Raw genomic sequence first — 16731 nt, 5'->3', positions numbered from 1 at the left:
TTACCAGCGTGGAATTGTCGTCGTCACATCGCCATTCTGCGCGCGCTGACGCATAAAGTGATCCATCAGGACGATCGCCAGCATCGCCTCAGCGATCGGTACGGCGCGAATGCCGACGCACGGATCGTGACGCCCTTTGGTGATCATCTCCACTTCTTCGCCAAAGCGGTTAATCGTATGACCGGGAACGGTAATACTGGAGGTAGGCTTCAGCGCGATGTTGGCAAAGATCTGCTGGCCGCTGCTGATGCCGCCAAGAATGCCGCCGGCGTGGTTGCTCTGGAATCCGTCTTTGGTGATTTCATCGCGGTTTTCGCTGCCGCGCAGCTTCACCACTTCAAAGCCGTCGCCAATTTCCACCCCTTTCACGGCGTTGATGCTCATCAGCGCGTGGGCGATATCGGCATCCAGGCGATCGAAGACCGGCTCGCCGAGGCCCGGCGGTACGCCGTCAGCCACCACCGTCACTTTCGCGCCAATGGAGTCACCCTCTTTTTTCAGGCCGCGCATCAGTTCATCCAGAGCGTCGATTTTATCCGGGTCCGGGCAGAAGAACGGGTTCTGCTCGACCTGATTCCAGTCTTTGATGGCCAGCGGAATATCGCCCATCTGCGTCAGGCAGCCGCGAATGACGATGCCGAACTTCGCGGCAAGGTATTTTTTGGCAATCGCCCCGGCCGCTACGCGCATCGCGGTTTCGCGCGCAGAAGAACGACCGCCGCCGCGATAGTCGCGCAGACCATACTTTTGCTCGTAGGTGTAATCGGCGTGGCCCGGACGGAACAGATCTTTGATTGCGCCGTAATCCTGCGAACGCTGATCGGTGTTCTCAATCAGCAGACCGATACTGGTCCCGGTAGTAACGCCTTCGAAGACGCCGGAAAGAATTTTGACCTGATCCGGCTCGCGACGCTGCGTGGTGTAACGCGAGGTGCCCGGGCGACGACGATCGAGGTCGTGCTGCAGGTCGGCTTCGGTCAGCGGGATGCCCGGCGGCACGCCGTCGACGATGCAGCCCAGCGCCAGGCCGTGCGATTCGCCGAAGGTAGTGACGCGAAAGAGTTGTCCAATTGTATTTCCTGCCATCACGGCTCCAATCTTTTTCGTTATGTTGGCGTGTTGTTTTTTTTAGTCTTTATAAATACCGAAGTGCGCGCGGGCGTCAATCAGCTGCTGTTTGGTCAGCATGAAGACACCGTCGCCGCCGTTATCAAACTCAAGCCAGGTAAACGGCACGTCCGGATATTGCTCCATCAGATGTACCATGCTGTTACCGACTTCACAAATCAGAATCCCGTCATCGCTGAGATAATCCGGCGCGTTACCGAGGATGCGGCGCGTCAGCTTCAGGCCGTCGCTACCGGAGGCCAGACCCAGCACCGGCTCATGCTCATACTCTTCCGGCAGATCGGCCATGTCCTCTTCATCGACATACGGCGGATTGGTGACGATCAGATCGTACTGCAGCTTCGGCAGATCGCGGAACAGGTCGGAGCGGATCGGCGTCACGTGATGGATCAAGCCATGGGACTCCACGTTGTGCTCGGCGACGGCCAGCGCGTCCGGGGAAATATCCACGGCGTCGACTTCGGCTTCCGGGAAAGCATAGGCGCAGGCGATGGCGATGCAGCCGCTGCCGGTGCACATATCAAGGATATGCTGCGGCTTATGGTTAATCAGCCCGGCAAACTGATTGTTGATCAGTTCGCCAATCGGGGAGCGCGGGACCAGCACCCGCTCATCGACGTAAAACTCATGCCCGCAGAACCACGCTTTGTTGGTCAGATAGGCGACGGGAATGCGCTCGTTCACGCGGCGGATCACCCGCTCAACGATGCGGTGTTTCTCGCTGGAGGTCAGACGCGCAGTCCGCATATCTTCCGGGATATCCAGCGGTAGGTAGAGCGACGGCAGCACCAGCTGTACTGCCTCGTCCCACGGGTTATCAGTCCCGTGACCGTACCAGATATTAGCAGCACTGAAACGGCTTACCGCCCAGCGCAGCATGTCCTGAATGGTATGCAGCTCATTGACTGCCTCATCAACAAAAATTTTATCCACGACAACCTCCAGGGCACACTCTGCTATAAATTCGGCGGCTAGTGTGCCATGAAGACGGCGATAAATCAGCATTCTTGCGTGGGGTGACCGGGGAAAAAACAGGTTTTCCTTGCCCGAAGGGATATTGAGTCGGGTAAACTAGCGCAAAGTATTAATGAGAGTGGACAATGAAAAAGAAGACATCGCTAAGCGAGGAGGATCAGGCGCTGTTCCGTCAGTTAATGACCGGCACGCGGAAGATCAAGCAGGACACCATCGTTCACCGTCCGCAGCGCAAGAAAGTCACTGAGGTTGCTCCGAAGCGTTTGCTGCAGGAACAGGCCGATAACAGCCACTATTTCTCTGATGAGTTTCAGCCGCTACTGAATACTGAAGGCTCGACGAAATATGTCCGCGCCGACGTCAGCCATTTTGAGCTGAAAAAGCTGCGCCGTGGGGATTATTCGCCGGAACTGTTTCTCGATCTGCATGGGCTCACCCAGCAGCAGGCCAAACAGGAACTGGGCGCGCTGATTGCCGCCTGCCGCCGCGAACATGTGTTTTGCGCCTGTGTGATGCACGGGCACGGCAAACATATTCTCAAACAGCAAACCCCGCTGTGGCTGGCGCAACACCCGCATATTATGGCGTTTCACCAGGCACCAAAAGAGTACGGCGGTGACGCCGCACTGCTGATACTGATTGAGGTAGAGGAGTGGCAACCGCCGGAGCTGCCTTAACGGCGGGCTCCGGGGCCGTCAGATGGCGTTGGCCATCTTGAGATTGCAGGGGCTTTTCTGCCAGAGGTATTCACCCTTGCCGTCGGCGTCCAGCGTCACGCAGGCGATAGCCGAGGTGGTGAACATCGGAGGCGTTTCCCCCGGACACAGCTCTGAGACCAGGTACCCCACCAGCGGCAGGTGGGAGACGACCAGCGCCGTCGCCACGCCTTCATTCGCCAGCGCCTGCAGATAGGCGCTAACCAGGCCTACGTCGCCGCACGGCGTGAGTTCCGGCATCACGTCGACATGTTTCGGCAGGTTCATGCACTCCCCAACAATATCCAGCGTCTGTTCTGCACGCAGATAGGGACTGACAAGAACGCGCTCAATATCCACTTTTTGACCTTTCAGCCAGGTTGCCATCTGACGAGACTCATCACAACCGCATACGGTTAATGGACGAACTGAGTCGCTGGCTGCATCGAGGGCAGCGTCGCCGTGACGCATAATAAAAACTTGCATATTGCACCGCTTTTGTTAACCAGAAGCACCGTAGTTTGGCCTGCGAAGACAATACGCAGGTGACCCGGTGGCCGGGCATTGTGCCTGATCCATTCAACGAATGAAACGCTGTTTTTTACCTCAATGGCGTAAGTATAGTCAATCATTGTTTACAAAACAGCCAATCAACAGCGTCATCCGCAGCCGGATTTATCTTCTTTGACCACAACTTAGGTCAGCCGTTCATCCGCTGGCCAAAAGGTTGTCCCCTGTTCGGCCATGCGTAATAAAGTGTCACAGGGTGTAAAACGTGGGCCGTACTGGGCGGCCAGGCGCTGCAGGATCGCGGCAACTTCACCCGCGCCGATAGTATCCATATACCGGAACGGGCCGCCAAGAAATGGCGGAAAGCCTATACCAAAGACGGCGCCGATATCGCCATCGCGCGCGCTACGGATAATCTGCTCATCAAAGCAGCGCGCCGCCTCGTTAAGCATCATCATCACACAGCGTTCCGCCACCTGCTGCGCGGAGAGCCGCGACTGGGGGCGGTCGATGCCGAGCAGCGGATAAACTGCCGGGTCGGGCCGTTTTTTGCTTTTACGCCCTTTTGTCTCATAAAGATAGAAACCACGATTATTTTTTCTACCTTTGCGATCGTCCTTCAAAATCGCGTCAATGATGTTTGCAGGTGGGCTAAAACGTTCTCCAAACGCGCTCTCCAGCACGGGGATAATTTTGGTGCCGGTATCGATGCCAACCTCATCCAGTAGCTGGATTGGCCCTACCGGGAAACCGAATTTAACCAGGGCTTTATCAATCTCTTCAACCGGTTCGCCCTCCACCAGCAGGCGCATCGCTTCATTGATATAGGGCGCGAGGATGCGGTTCACATAGAAGCCCGCTTTATCCGCTACCACAATCGGCGTTTTCCCCTGACGTTTAGCCAGTTGCACCACGGTGGCGATAGCCTGCGGATCGGTTCCCTTATGCGGGATCACTTCAACCAGCGGCATTTTTTCCACCGGACTGAAGAAATGCAGGCCGATCACCCGCCCGGGGCGACGGGCCTGGGCGGCAATATCGCCTATCGGTAACGATGAGGTGTTCGACGCAAAGATGGTCTGCGGCCCACAGTATTGCTCCACTTCGTTGACCATCCGCTGCTTCAGGGCCAGGTCCTCAAATACCGCCTCGATCACCACGTCGCGATGAGCAAAGCCCTGATAGTCGGTGGCGCCGGAGATCAGCATCATCTGGCGATCGCGCTCGCTGGGGCGCAGACGACGCTGGCGGACCTGTTTATTCAGTAGATCCCAGCTGTACTTTAAGGCATGGTTAATCCCGCGCGGCTGGATATCTTTAATGCGCACCGGCAGCCCGCCCTTACAGGCGGTCACATAGGCGATCCCCCCGCCCATCAGGCCGCCGCCCAGCACCGCAATGCTCGTCAGCGGTCCGGGCTCGGCTTCAGCGCCACGGTCTTTTTTCAGATCGGTACTGGCAAAGAAGATCGAACGCAGCGCTTGCGACTGCGGGGTCATCGCCAGTTCGCCAAACGCGCGAGCTTCTTCGGCGTAACCGCTGCTGCAACCGTGGGCCAGGCCATTCTCGACAACCTGCAGAATTCGCTTCACCGCCGGATAGTTCCCCTGGGTCTTGCGCTGCGTTTGTTTGCCGACGAAATGGAATAACAGATGGCGGCCCAAAGGCCCCGCCAGCACGCGTTCGCGTACGGGCATATCCCGACTGGCCGGGCGCCCCTTCAGCGCCAGCTCCACCGCCGCCTGCAATAAAATCGCCTGCGGAACCACCTCGTCTACCAGACCGGCCTTCAGCGCCTGGCGCGCACGCAGCTGCCTGCCGGTAAGCATCATATCCAGCGCTGTACTGACGCCAATCAGCCGCGGTAAACGCTGCGTTCCCCCGGAGCCCGGCAGCAGGCCAAGCTGCACTTCCGGCAAACCGAGTCGGGTTTTTTCGTCATCGCTACAGATCCGGCCATGACAGGCCAGCGCCAGTTCCAGACCGCCGCCGAGGCAGGCGCCGTGGATGGCGGCAATCACCGGGATCGACAAGCCATGGATCTCAGCCATAATCTGCTGCCCCTGGCGCGCCAGCGCTTCCGCTTCCTGCGCGCTGCGGCAGCGGGCAATCATGTTAATGTCTGCGCCGGCGATAAAGTTATCCGTTTTGGCGGAGATAAACACCACGCCGCGCACCGACTTATCATCACGAACCTGTCGTATCAGCCCCCGCACCTGATTGCCGAACTCAGCTTTCAGGGTATTCATTTTCTCACCCGGGGCATCGATGGTGATCACCGCGATCTTGTCCGCACGGACCTCAAGCTTAAAAGCGGAAATAGCATCCATTATTCAGCCTCCACGATCATCGCCGCACCCAGACCACCTGCCGCGCAGGCCGTCACCAGACCAAATCCCCCGCCCCGTCGCCGCAACTCATGCAGCGTCTGGGTGATCATCCGCGCGCCGGTGGCAGCAAAAGGATGACCGTAAGCAATAGATCCGCCGAGGACGTTAAACTTGCTCTCATCCACCTCACCGGTGGCCTGCGAGCGTCCCAGCACTTCACGAGCAAAGCGCTCGCTTGCCAGACACTGGAGATTGGCCAGCGTCTGCGCAGCAAAAGCTTCGTGCATATCAATAAGCGTCAGATCCGCCAGCGTCAGACCTGCCCGCTCCAGCGCCAGCGGCGTGGACCATGCGGGACCCAGCAGCATATCCTGCCAGACGTCGATGGCGGTAAAGGCATAGCTGCGCAGATAACCCAATGGCGTCAGCCCCAGCTCTTTGGCCCTCGACTCGGTCATCAGGATCACCGCCGCCGCGCCGTCCGTCAGCGGCGTGCTGTTGGCTGCGGTGACGGTGCCATGTTTGCGGTCAAAGGCAGGGCGTAACTTTTGGTAATCTGCGAGGGTTGAATTTTTACGAATATTGTTGTCCTGCTCCAGCGGCTCGCGGAAAGGGGGCGCGTAGGCCGTCATCACCTCAGCTGACAACTTTCCCTCTTCCCAGGCTTTGGCCGCCAGCTGGTGCGAACGATGCGCCAGCGCATCCTGTTGTTCCCGGGTGATGCCCCAGCTTTTCGCCATCTGTTCCGCGGTATCGCCCATCCGCAAACCGGTCGAATATTCCGCCACCGCCGGGGGGACCGGCAGCAGGTCGCGTGGCCGCAGACGGGAAAACAGCTTCAGCTTTTGGCTCAGCGTGCGGGCTTTATTGGCATCCACCAGCGTGCGGGCCAGTGTTTTACTGACCCCAATGGGCAGTACAGAAGAGGAGTCGGCGCCGCCGGCGATACCGGCGCGGATGCTGCCGGCCATCAGGCTTTCAGCAACATTCGCCACGGCCTGGAAGCTGGTGGCGCAGGCGCGACTGACGCTATAGGCATCGGTGTGCACGCTCATTCCAGTGCCGAGCACGATTTCCCGGGCGATATTCGGCGCTTCCGGCATCTGCACCACCTGGCCAAAAACCAGTTGCTCAATGACGTCCGCGGGAATGTCACTCCGGGCAAGCATTTCGCCAACCACCATTTTCCCTAAATCAACGGCCGGAACGCCATGAAAAACCGTCGCCTGGCGCGCAAATGGCGTGCGTAAACCCCTGACAATGGCAATGCGATCGCCCTGACGGGTGATAAGCGGTAATGCCTGACTCATAACGCTCCCCTGTTAAGCAAAACAACCAAGTGGTCTGACCTGATAACAGTCTTAACTAATTTTTTACATTAAGCCAATCGGGGAAGCGAAAAATTGCGAGCCAAAACACATTGAACAGAAAGGTAACGCCCCTTCTACGGGGCGTTAAACGGAGGCATTAACGTAATCCTAACTGGAAGATCAGCGATTCGGCTTCGCAGCTAAAAATAAAATCGATATCCAGCTGTACGCCGCCGTCAACATCGGTGAAGGCCGGGTTGATTTTGCACGGTTCAGATTGCACATTACGCGCTTTCTCGCTCAGCGCAGCGAGCATTTGCTCCGCTTCCGCGCGGTTGGCGAACACGCGGCTGTATGAGGCGGTGCAGTCGGTGTTGTCCACAATGGTGCCAACATCCATACAGCAGCATACCGGGGTTTCATCAGCGCTACATTTACTCATCGTAGATTTCCTCTGTATAGGCACCTTCGGTGCCAGACAAATAATGTGCCTATTTTACGCCCTGCCCCCGGTGAGCCTCCAGCCGAGAATCGCCATCACCGCGTTAAGTGACAGAAATCACACTTAAAAATGATCTAAAACAAAAATCAGCTTTTCTGCCTCTTACTCCCCCCGACAATTTTGCCAGCTGGATCGCGTTTCTGTTATCACAATTGAAAAACTTCATAAACAAACTTGCAACAACTCATCTGGTCAGACCTATACTCAGCGCACTGGTCTGATTTCTCTGTTGTACCACAGACCCTACACTTCCGCGCTTCTGTTACGGCATGTAACATAGTTTAAAAAAAAATAACTCAATGAGGTTATGGGCATGAGCCAGAAAACCCGCTTTACCCAGTCTGCCCTTGCAGTGGCTGTAGCACTTGTTTCCACCCAGGCCTGGTCAGCAGGCTTCCAGCTCAACGAATTCTCTTCATCAGGGCTGGGTCGGGCCTATTCCGGTGAAGGGGCTATCGCAGACGATGCAGGCAATGCCAGTCGTAACCCGGCATTAATTATGATGTTTGACCGTCCAACTATGTCGGCGGGCGCCGTTTTTGTTGACCCGGGTGTCAATGTCTCCGGCACCTCTCCCACCGGCAAGAGCCTGAATGCGGACAATATCGCCCCGACGGCGTGGGTTCCCAACTTCCACTTTGTCGCGCCGATTAACGATCAATTCGGTTGGGGGGCATCCATTACCTCTAACTACGGCCTGGCAACGGAATACAACGATGACTATGCGGCTGGCAGCATGGGCGGTAAAACCGACCTGACCACCGCGAACTTCAACCTGAGCGGCGCCTACCGTCTCGACAGCAACTGGAGCTTTGGCTTAGGTTTTGACGCGGTCTACGCCAAGGCGAAGATCGAGCGCTATGCGGGTGACCTGGGTCAGATTGTCGCTGGTTCTGGCGCACTGCCGCCGGCGCTGGCAGGCCAGGTGGCGAAGATCCCTGCCGACACGCAGATCGCCCATCTTAACGGCAACGCCTGGGGCTTTGGCTGGAATGCCGGTATCCTCTATGAGCTGGATAAGAACAACCGCTACGGTTTTACCTACCGTTCCGAGGTGAAGATCGACTTCGACGGTAACTACCGCAGCAGCCTGCCGGCGGCCTATAACCAAATCCTCGGCAACTTCGGTCTGCCAGCGGGCACTAACGGCCAGACCACTGGCGGTTCACTGACCCTTAACCTGCCGGAAATGTGGGAGCTGTCGGGCTATAACCGCGTGGCGCCGCAGTGGGCGGTCCACTATAGTCTGACCTACACCAGCTGGAGTCAGTTCCAGGAGCTGAAAGCCACCGGCAGCAACGGCCAGACGCTGTTCTATAAAGAGGAAGGCTTTAAAGACGCTTACCGTCTTGCTCTGGGGACCACGTATTATTACGACGATAACTGGACCTTCCGCACCGGTATCGCTTTCGATGACAGCCCGGTGCCGGCCAACAACCGCTCCATCTCCATTCCTGACCAGGATCGCCTGTGGCTGAGCGCGGGTACCACTTACGCGTTCAACAAGGATGCGTCGGTTGACGTCGGTCTTTCCTATATGCACGGCCAGCACGTAGAAATTAAGGAAGGCCCGTATACCTTCCGTTCCGAAGGGACCGCCTGGCTGTACGGCGCTAACTTCAACTACCGCTTCTGATAAGCCGCACGCAACAAAAAAGGGTGAACAACATGTTCACCCTTTTTTTATCATTCGCAGATTACTGTGAATCAATATCCTTCAGCTCATCCTGAATAGCCTGGGCATTCGGGTTGTCCGCCGGGGTCAGCTTACCGCCGTTGGCGATAAAGTCATGGCGCTGGAAATAAGCTTCACGCACCAAAATGTAAGGATCCGAAGACTGACGGAGCAGGCCGTCGGAATCCAGCAGCTGGGCACGCGTTTCAATCCCTTCGACAGCCCATTTACCAATCGACATCGGCCAGGTCAACCAGGAGAGTACCGGGTAGAGGCCATCGGCCATATCACCGCCTTCATCGCGCAGCGTAAAGCTACCGTAGAATGGCAGTTGCACATACGGACCATAGCCGACGCCATAATGGCCGAGCGTGCTGCCGAAACGATGCGGTTCAACGCGCTGCAGCTGCGGATTCGCCATGCCCGCGACATCGATCAGACCGCCCATCCCGAGGATGGTGTTCAGGAAGAAACGGGTAAAGTGCACCATACCTTTATAGGGGTCGCCCTGCAGGAAGGAGTTCACCATTACCGCCGGCTCTTCAAGGTTGCTGGTGAAGTTGCTCAAACCATTGCGCGCCGGCTGCGGGACGTAGTCACGCCATGCCACCGCCACCGGGCGAAGCACGTAAGGATCAACCACGTTAAAGTTGAAATTGAACATCGTGCGGTTAAACCCTTCTAACGGGTCTGAACGCCCCTGCGGCTGATCGCCAGAGCTGGAACTGGCACATCCCACCAGCAATGTGGCGCCAAGCGCAAGCGCCGACAGGCGATAATTCATAGGTGTCTCCCTGGTTTTTATGGCTATCGCGAGTTGCCATCCATGACGGAAAGACAACGTTTCCGCCCGTATAGATGTGAGCGATTGTAACAGCACGTTGAACGATGTCTATATCACCCAAGTTGTTGATTTGATCATAGCCTGGGAATAACGAGATCGCGGGGCTCCTATTCTACCGGAGCAACAAAAATCTGACGTTACCATTTTTGCGATTTCAGAGTATGCCCAGCCAGACGGCAGGGAAAGCCGCTACGCTATAACTATGTAGATTGATAGCGAGGGCCACGAAATGGATGAACTAGACAATAACAAATTAAAACCAGCGGATGACGAGCGAGAAGTCGAAAGTGAAGAAAAACAGCGCGGCGAGGAAATAGAAGTGGATGAAGATCGCCTGCCCTCGCGGGCGATGGCCATCCATGAACATATTCGCCAGGAAGGGGAAAAAGAGATGGAACGCGATGCGCTGGCCCTGTTGTGGTCAGCCATTGCGGCCGGTCTGTCGATGGGCGCCTCCCTGCTGGCAAAAGGGATTTTTCACGTCAAACTGGAGGGGATCCCGGGCGGGTTTTTACTGGAAAATCTCGGGTATACCTTCGGCTTTATTATCGTGATCATGGCCCGCCAGCAGCTGTTCACGGAAAATACGGTTACCGCCGTTCTGCCGGTGATGCACAATCCCACACCAGGTAACATCGGTTTGCTGATGCGGTTATGGTCGGTGGTGCTGGCTGGCAACCTCATCGGTACCGCAGTGGCCGCATGGGCCTTCAATTTTATGCCCGTCTTTGATGAACCAACTCGTCAGGCCTTTGTCAGCATCGCCGAAGACGTAATGAAAAACAGCCCGACGGAGATGTTCGCTAATGCGATTATTTCCGGCTGGCTGGTCGCCACCATGGTCTGGATGTTTCCTGTCGCCGGTGCGGCCAAGATCGTGGTGATTATTCTCATGACCTGGCTTATCGCCCTGGCGGATACGACTCATATCGTGGTGGGATCGGTCGAGATCCTTTATCTGGTGTTTAACGGAAGCCTGCCCTGGAGCGACTTTATCTGGCCGTTCGCCCTGCCGACGCTGGCGGGAAATATCTGCGGAGGGACCTTCATCTTCGCGCTGCTGAGCCATGCGCAGATCCGTAACGATATGAGCAGCAAGCGAAAAGCGGAAGCCCGCGCCCAAGCTGCGGAGAAAGCCAAAAACGCCGACCGGGCATAAAAAAAGCGCCCTGAGTGGCGAGGGTTTAAGCAGTCAGACGGTATGGCTCTTACTCAGGCGGGCAAAAAACGCTATACTCGCACCGCCTTGTCCCCTTAGTTAAATGGATATAACGAGCCCCTCCTAAGGGCTAGTTGCAGGTTCGATTCCTGCAGGGGACACCATGCCCAGCCGCAATAATCTTCTCTCTCGATCGACATCCGTTGCGTTACATCGCCATTACCTGCAATCTACAATCGTCCTTCCGCCTCGCCCTTTTTCCGCTCTTATCTGGTTAAGACAGCGGTGTTTTCATGGGGTTCATTTTGCTTCCCACGCCAAGTCGGTCGCTACGGGAAATGATATCATCACTGCCAAAAGCGCTTTCACACACGTGTAACTATCCAGCCTCCTATTTTATGCAGCTTCGCTTTCTGCATATTCAAGACTCTGCAGATATTGCAATGCTATCGGGTCGGCAACATATTCAACCTGACCATGATGGCGCTCAACTTCATCAATAATCCGACTAAGCTCAACCCGAAAAAACTCCTTGCGCAGATTAACTTTATTAATGCGATAATTTTCCAGGTGATCGTGCAGCGTTCTTTCCAGTGCGGGGGCATCGTCGCAGGAAATCATGGCATGGACGTCAAAATCAAAAGGTACCGCCGCTCCACTTAGCTCTTTCACTCGCTCCATAGGTTCCAGCCGTCGGGTCATACCAATTTTGAAGACATTTTCACCGAAGGAGCCGATATTCGAAATCACATACACATGTCCCTGTCTGGTGAGCTGAGCCATGGATTTGGCGCGTTCATACTGCTGATGTACTTCCTGGATTTTCTGCTCCAGCTCCAGACGCTGTCTTTCCAGCTCTTCCCGGTGTGTGCCTTCAGCGGCGAGAAGGGCTTCCCCCAGTAAACGCTGCTGCTCAGCAAGGCGTTGCTCCTCTTCTTCCGCTTCGCGCTGCTGCTGCTCCAGTTCATCCTGACGCTGTTTTTCTTCCCGCATCTGACGCTTAAGCTCAGCCTGATACTCTTTTTCTTCCTGCGCTTTTTCCAGCAGGGCGACCTTATCCAGAAACTGCTGCTTTACACCTTCCCAGTCGGCGTTATCTTCAAGTTCCAGAAAGGTGATTTTCTCGCTAATGGCCGCGTAAGCGTCTCTCTCCTTCCTGAGCTGGTCGTATTTGCTTTGCCAGTTATTTACCGTGGTGCCGGAAAGTAGTGTTTTGACTTTGAATTTATACGCGGAGTCCACAATACGCTGCAATGCCCTGGAGGCTTTATTTCTGGCATTGCGAAATTCATCCCACTGACCGGCAAGCTGTTGCTTTTCCTGATACAGCTTGCAAGCCACTTCGGTACTGACGATTTCGTCAAAGGCTTTCTCTTTTTTTGCCAGATCTGCGGCTTTTTTTCTAAAGCCGCGATAAATAATAATCCGTATTATCAGTGCAATGGCTAGCAGTAACCCAAAGAACAAACCAATAACGCCTGCCGGATTCGATACGGATTCAATGAATCGCTCATTAAGATTGATTAATGCCTTTACCGCAACATAAACTCCCCAGACCATCACGCCTATAATGACCAAAATGAGAATTGCAACATTATCATCCTTTTTTCTTCGTGCCATATTTACTTCCTGTTTTATTTTAATCTTGATGAATTACGCGGAATAACAGAAAAATGATGCTCCGCTCCCTGTTAATACTGATTTCCGGAACAAATCGGTAAATGGGTAAAGCCGGGCTTACTGGCCATATAAAGAGGCGCACAGGTGGGCTGGCGGGCTGGTGTTTCGACCGGCTCATCGCTTTCAATAACGCGTTGTGGCTCTTGCTTTTTCGCTGTTGTCGCCTTTTTGATTTGTGTTTTATGGGAGGGGGTGGAAGGTTTAACCCGCTCGCGAGTTACAGAATCACCATATCCAGAGCAAAATCGCTTTGATTGACTCAGGCTTCCGTCATTACAGACAAACCGGCCATCGGATGTACAATGCGCTATCCCGCCTTTTGAACCGGAGCAGGGCTTTCTTCCACGAGCAGCGTCAGCCTGAGTGGTCAACAAAATGCCTGAAAGCAAGAGAAGAATTAATTTTTTCATTTCCATATCCGTGTTGTATTTCGTTATTTGGGGTTCTGTTCCCTGTCAGTTATTAACTGATTCGCCAGAGAATACGCAATGATTAACTGACAGATAAATTATCACTTCTTCCGTTTTCAGGTTATTGGTGGCCGGTGTGCGCAGGACATGGCGGGTGCGGTTATTCCGGTTAACGGGGTCAGGATGTCCATTACGCCGGAGAGTCGTGCAGCGCATACGCGATGTACGGCAGGTCAATATCGCCATTGCTGTACGCTATCGCCACCTCGGTTCCATCAATCAGCGGCGTATGCCAGCCGAGTGTTTCACCGGCATACGGCTTCGCCATCCGCAGCCACAGGTAGCCGTAACCCGGCTCCGTCCCCTCCCGGTCGAAGTCCAGCTTCACCCGATAGCGCCCCTGCCCGTCCAGGTGAGCGTAGATATCGTCCTTCTCCCGGCTCTCAATCCGGGCCGGATGCTAAAGATGGTGATTTTCTATCGGGCATTTTGACCTTAGGAATCTTGCCGAAATGATTGATTACTATTTTTAATTATTGTTGAAGAGTTCATGTGTTTTCCTCTATCATTTTCATCGTTCTATGCACGCTTACATTCAGATAAGTTAGGAATTAACTGTATTGAATCAATGCCATCATTTGTCGGGAAAAATAGAGTATTTTTGTCATATTTAGAAAAATGCCCCCCCCATATACTACAGAACGATCCATGCCAAACCATAAAGAAGGCTTAAACGCAACATCCCCACATTTATCATAGACGACAAAAAAAATAGTTTTCGCCGCGAAGAAATTTGTATAATGAGAAAAGGTTGTAAACCTCTGCCTTATATACAACAACCTTAAATGTGTTGTTAGGGCTTGAGTTTTCAAACACCTTGTTATGGTTGCCATAGAAAACTGATGTTGGAAATATCAAACAACCGGAAATCAGTATAATGGTGATTATTTTCGCGTAGATTCTAAGGCTCATAAAAAAAATCACCTTATCTGATTCTTCAACCTTAGCCCATAGTACATCAGAAAGAATAATATAATCCCCGCCGGTACCATGTTTTTTTTGCCAGAGTCTAAAGTCATGATTAAAAACAGGTACAAATCCTGAGTAGATACGTGCAAGATCCCCGAAAAAGCCTGATAAATATGATGACATATAAATCGCTGACTCTTTTTTATCTAATACCCTGTTTTTACTCCAAATGCCTAGCGGTTCTGGAGTGTTACTTTCATCGACAAAATCATATGTATCTTTAAGATAAAACCCCAATTCATCAATGATAAATGCATTTTTCCCATTAATTTTAGACGTACTGCCCCGCACGCATACTTTTAAAACGGAATTCCCCATTACCCCATACCAGGCATTTATAGTGTCAGTTTTATTTCCTATCCTTTTAAAATTCACTTGAGCTGTTGCATCTAGATAAGCAACATCTTCGGAATACCCTAGGAAAATACAGTTATTAGTAAAGTCACCAGCATTTTGCAGACGCTCTAGTAGTTGTGTTTTGCCTTTCGGACTGCACCATGTTTTTTTAGTACATCAATCCCATTTTTAACCTGTTCAAATTGTATAGCCCATGACATTTTAACTATATCAACATTTATCTTAGACGAAGACAGATTGCGAGGATCTTCATTTACAGCTTGATCTTTGCTATTTATATCAAATGCGTAGGCAGGTTGTATACTAAACCAGTGACGCATCAACTTTGCTGCCGTGGACCATCGCATCTTATCCATCGCATCCGGGATCATATCAATGTGGAAGAAATCAACACTGACCTTCTATTCCTGATGCTCCCGCTCTTTTGTGGTGGTCGTTGATGAAACCGCCATTACTTTGTCCCCGCTCTGATCTGGAAAACATAGTCCGGATTTATATTTTCTTCTGTATCTGAATTTACTACATGCGTCAGAGCTGAATCAGTTCTTCCTTCCACTGTACCTGTAGATGTCTGAACTTGATATGAAAAATCCATATCTTCAGATCCTGTTAAGGAATCCATGACCCTGAAACATGCGGTATTTGGACCACATGATAAATTTGGTATTGCCACCAAAGTCCGTATCACCCTGCTTATATACATCGCCGTCGTGCCGTACTCGACCTTCCTAGCCTCAAGTTTCGGAGGGAATTGGTATTTTAAACGTTAACCACACTCTGGAATTTTCCATCCTGCCCACCCTTCGCTTGTGGGATACATTGCATATTGCCCGTGCCATTCTGGTGCAACCGAATCAGAGAACTGAGCTTGCCAAAAATGCCATGCAGAACTTTTTATTTTATTCCCATGAGCATCATATACAACAAAAAAAGATTGGTTGGAAAATAACCGCAACACTCTCCCGATACCACCATATGGTCGATAGTTAGGAATATAAGTAGTCAGTTCACACTTATTATCTCGACTCCATATAGAATCATTCTTTATTGCGTTTTGATAAGCCATAATCTTAACCACCATTAGCAAAACACAAAAGAAGAGAACTGATATCAACATGAAGCAGCATGTTTTTTGTATAAAGCTATGCATTTATATTTACCCCTTTCCAGTAAATATATTCCACCATATCTATCTTATTCAAATGAATGATAATGTTAGTAGGGATTTTTTTCACCGTCGAGTATACGAAAAAATCTCCGGTTTTATTTTCGTTCTTATATTTTTCACGGTACCTCACAAAAGATGAGTTAGTAACTCTAAAGTATCTGCAGTCATCGTCATCAATATATTCTTTTTGCAATAGCTCACTTATCACTCCTGGTTTGATGACACCATTCTCCCCCCAATAGCCTAACGGTTGATCATCACCATCATTCATAAACTCGTAGGTATCCCTAACGTACAATCCAAGCTCTTTAATTTCTAACCTCATGAAGCCATCAGTATCTCTCGTAACATTAAGATCTGTAAACGCAATTTTGATTATAAAAGACCCAAGAGCACCATACACATCATCTAGGGTATCTGTTTCTTTTTCCCACAATGTACTACCAATTTTTATAAAGTTAAACTGACTTGTTTTATCAAGTTCTATTGCTGACAAATTGCCATAATTCAAATAACAGTCCTTTATTTCGTCGCTAATAAAAAGACCTGATTCATCCAATCTGTTAATGATAAAACAAAGACCATTAGACAACTGTTGTGATATTTGTTTTTTTCTCCCTAGATAGTCATTATACTCAATAACACTCGATACTTGCTTCACAAATGTATCGTAAATTGGTTTGATTCGTAAAGATGAAGTTAATAACCAATCAAAATCCAAATCTTCAATAATATTGATTTTTGTCTACAGTATTCATATCAACTTTATTTTGTTTCTCTTTTGGTGTCATCTCGTAAAATGGATCATAGAACCATTTCCGCATGAAACGTGCTGACACCGTCCAACCTTTCCCCTCCATCACATCCGGGATGTCAGTTATTTTGAAGATTCTGACCGGAACCGTTTGTTTGTTTTCATTTTGACTTGTTAACTTTGATTTTATCTTTACAGTTTCCAC

General features: G+C 51.9%; 13 protein-coding genes, 1 tRNA gene and 3 pseudogenes. 4 read left to right on the top strand and 13 right to left on the bottom strand.

Annotation, left to right across the window (positions count from 1 at the left end; all coding sequences use genetic code 11):
- The gene (gene aroC / locus N438_RS21310; protein ID WP_110193248.1) at positions 1–1086 is read right to left on the bottom strand and encodes a chorismate synthase; all 1086 of its coding nucleotides are present in this window, start codon (positions 1084–1086) and stop codon (positions 1–3) included.
- Positions 1087–1128: 42 nt separating this feature from the next.
- Positions 1129–2061, bottom strand: a complete 933-nt coding sequence (gene prmB / locus N438_RS21305; protein WP_002913346.1) for a 50S ribosomal protein L3 N(5)-glutamine methyltransferase — start codon at positions 2059–2061, stop codon at positions 1129–1131.
- Between the two features lie 167 nt (positions 2062–2228).
- On the opposite strand from prmB, the gene smrB reads away from it, so the two are divergent.
- A complete protein-coding gene (gene smrB / locus N438_RS21300; protein ID WP_023323062.1) occupies positions 2229–2780 on the top strand; it encodes an endonuclease SmrB in 552 nt (183 codons plus the stop codon).
- 18 nt (positions 2781–2798) lie between these two features.
- Here the strand turns inward: smrB and sixA are convergent, their stop codons facing one another.
- The 4 genes from sixA to N438_RS21280 all read right to left on the bottom strand — a co-directional run bounded on the left by sixA (position 2799) and on the right by N438_RS21280 (position 7390).
- Positions 2799–3284 (bottom strand): phosphohistidine phosphatase SixA, encoded by a 486-nt coding sequence (sixA, locus tag N438_RS21295; RefSeq protein WP_008803906.1) that lies wholly within the window; start codon positions 3282–3284, stop codon positions 2799–2801.
- Positions 3285–3493: 209 nt separating this feature from the next.
- Positions 3494–5638: a fatty acid oxidation complex subunit alpha FadJ gene (fadJ, locus tag N438_RS21290; protein WP_116696495.1), complete on the bottom strand. Its 2145-nt coding sequence runs from the start codon at positions 5636–5638 to the stop codon at positions 3494–3496.
- Positions 5638–6948 (bottom strand): acetyl-CoA C-acyltransferase FadI, encoded by a 1311-nt coding sequence (gene fadI / locus N438_RS21285; RefSeq protein WP_016161604.1) that lies wholly within the window; start codon positions 6946–6948, stop codon positions 5638–5640. Before fadI ends, fadJ begins: the two co-directional genes overlap by 1 nt.
- Positions 6949–7105: 157 nt before the next feature.
- A complete protein-coding gene (locus N438_RS21280) occupies positions 7106–7390 on the bottom strand; it encodes a YfcZ/YiiS family protein (protein ID WP_012540960.1) in 285 nt (94 codons plus the stop codon).
- Positions 7391–7763: 373 nt separating this feature from the next.
- Between N438_RS21280 and fadL the strand changes: the two genes are divergently transcribed.
- Positions 7764–9086, top strand: a complete 1323-nt coding sequence (gene fadL, locus N438_RS21275; RefSeq protein ID WP_012967490.1) for a long-chain fatty acid transporter FadL — start codon at positions 7764–7766, stop codon at positions 9084–9086.
- Between the two features lie 61 nt (positions 9087–9147).
- Here fadL and mlaA read toward each other — a convergent pair whose 3' ends face one another.
- Complete coding sequence (mlaA, locus tag N438_RS21270) at positions 9148–9909, bottom strand: phospholipid-binding lipoprotein MlaA (RefSeq protein WP_008803901.1); 762 nt, start codon at positions 9907–9909, stop codon at positions 9148–9150.
- Between the two features lie 289 nt (positions 9910–10198).
- Here mlaA and N438_RS21265 point away from each other — a divergent pair, with 289 nt between their 5' ends.
- Together N438_RS21265 and N438_RS21260 are read left to right on the top strand one after the other, a co-directional pair.
- Positions 10199–11128, top strand: coding sequence for a formate/nitrite transporter family protein (locus tag N438_RS21265; protein WP_008803900.1), 930 nt, complete (start codon positions 10199–10201; stop codon positions 11126–11128).
- A gap of 89 nt (positions 11129–11217) precedes the next feature.
- Positions 11218–11292, top strand: a tRNA-Arg gene (locus N438_RS21260).
- 232 nt (positions 11293–11524) lie between these two features.
- Here the strand turns inward: N438_RS21260 and N438_RS21255 are convergent.
- From N438_RS21255 to N438_RS21225, 6 genes and pseudogenes are all read right to left on the bottom strand, one after another.
- The gene (locus tag N438_RS21255; protein ID WP_032740191.1) at positions 11525–12748 is read right to left on the bottom strand and encodes a GIY-YIG nuclease family protein; all 1224 of its coding nucleotides are present in this window, start codon (positions 12746–12748) and stop codon (positions 11525–11527) included.
- A 71-nt stretch (positions 12749–12819) separates the two neighbouring features.
- Complete coding sequence (locus N438_RS21250) at positions 12820–13218, bottom strand: hypothetical protein (RefSeq protein WP_072023782.1); 399 nt, start codon at positions 13216–13218, stop codon at positions 12820–12822.
- Positions 13219–13326: 108 nt separating this feature from the next.
- Positions 13327–13675, bottom strand: a pseudogene (locus N438_RS28905) (phage baseplate assembly protein V); the annotation flags it as partial.
- 296 nt (positions 13676–13971) lie between these two features.
- A pseudogene (locus N438_RS21240) lies at positions 13972–14951 on the bottom strand (DUF6402 family protein).
- Between the two features lie 419 nt (positions 14952–15370).
- Complete coding sequence (locus tag N438_RS21230) at positions 15371–15670, bottom strand: hypothetical protein (protein ID WP_223347231.1); 300 nt, start codon at positions 15668–15670, stop codon at positions 15371–15373.
- A gap of 76 nt (positions 15671–15746) precedes the next feature.
- Positions 15747–16731, bottom strand: a pseudogene (locus N438_RS21225) (DUF6402 family protein).

The organism is Klebsiella sp. GL120222-02, assembly GCF_003097195.1.
Taxonomy (GTDB): Bacteria; Pseudomonadota; Gammaproteobacteria; order Enterobacterales; family Enterobacteriaceae; genus Klebsiella; species Klebsiella variicola.
The sequence above is the reverse complement of the archived record's forward strand: the minus strand, read 5'-3'. Positions and strand labels throughout refer to the sequence as shown.

Coding starts and splice junctions, on each gene's coding strand:
- aroC (WP_110193248.1), bottom strand. CDS start 1,086: ATGGCAGGAAATACAATTGGACAACTCTTTCGCGTCACTACCTTCGGC.
- smrB (WP_023323062.1), top strand. CDS start 2,229: ATGAAAAAGAAGACATCGCTAAGCGAGGAGGATCAGGCGCTGTTCCGT.
- sixA (WP_008803906.1), bottom strand. CDS start 3,284: ATGCAAGTTTTTATTATGCGTCACGGCGACGCTGCCCTCGATGCAGCC.
- fadJ (WP_116696495.1), bottom strand. CDS start 5,638: ATGGATGCTATTTCCGCTTTTAAGCTTGAGGTCCGTGCGGACAAGATC.
- fadI (WP_016161604.1), bottom strand. CDS start 6,948: ATGAGTCAGGCATTACCGCTTATCACCCGTCAGGGCGATCGCATTGCC.
- N438_RS21280 (WP_012540960.1), bottom strand. CDS start 7,390: ATGAGTAAATGTAGCGCTGATGAAACCCCGGTATGCTGCTGTATGGAT.
- fadL (WP_012967490.1), top strand. CDS start 7,764: ATGAGCCAGAAAACCCGCTTTACCCAGTCTGCCCTTGCAGTGGCTGTA.
- mlaA (WP_008803901.1), bottom strand. CDS start 9,909: ATGAATTATCGCCTGTCGGCGCTTGCGCTTGGCGCCACATTGCTGGTG.
- N438_RS21265 (WP_008803900.1), top strand. CDS start 10,199: ATGGATGAACTAGACAATAACAAATTAAAACCAGCGGATGACGAGCGA.
- N438_RS21255 (WP_032740191.1), bottom strand. CDS start 12,748: ATGGCACGAAGAAAAAAGGATGATAATGTTGCAATTCTCATTTTGGTC.
- N438_RS21250 (WP_072023782.1), bottom strand. CDS start 13,218: ATGAAAAAATTAATTCTTCTCTTGCTTTCAGGCATTTTGTTGACCACT.
- N438_RS21230 (WP_223347231.1), bottom strand. CDS start 15,670: ATGGCTTATCAAAACGCAATAAAGAATGATTCTATATGGAGTCGAGAT.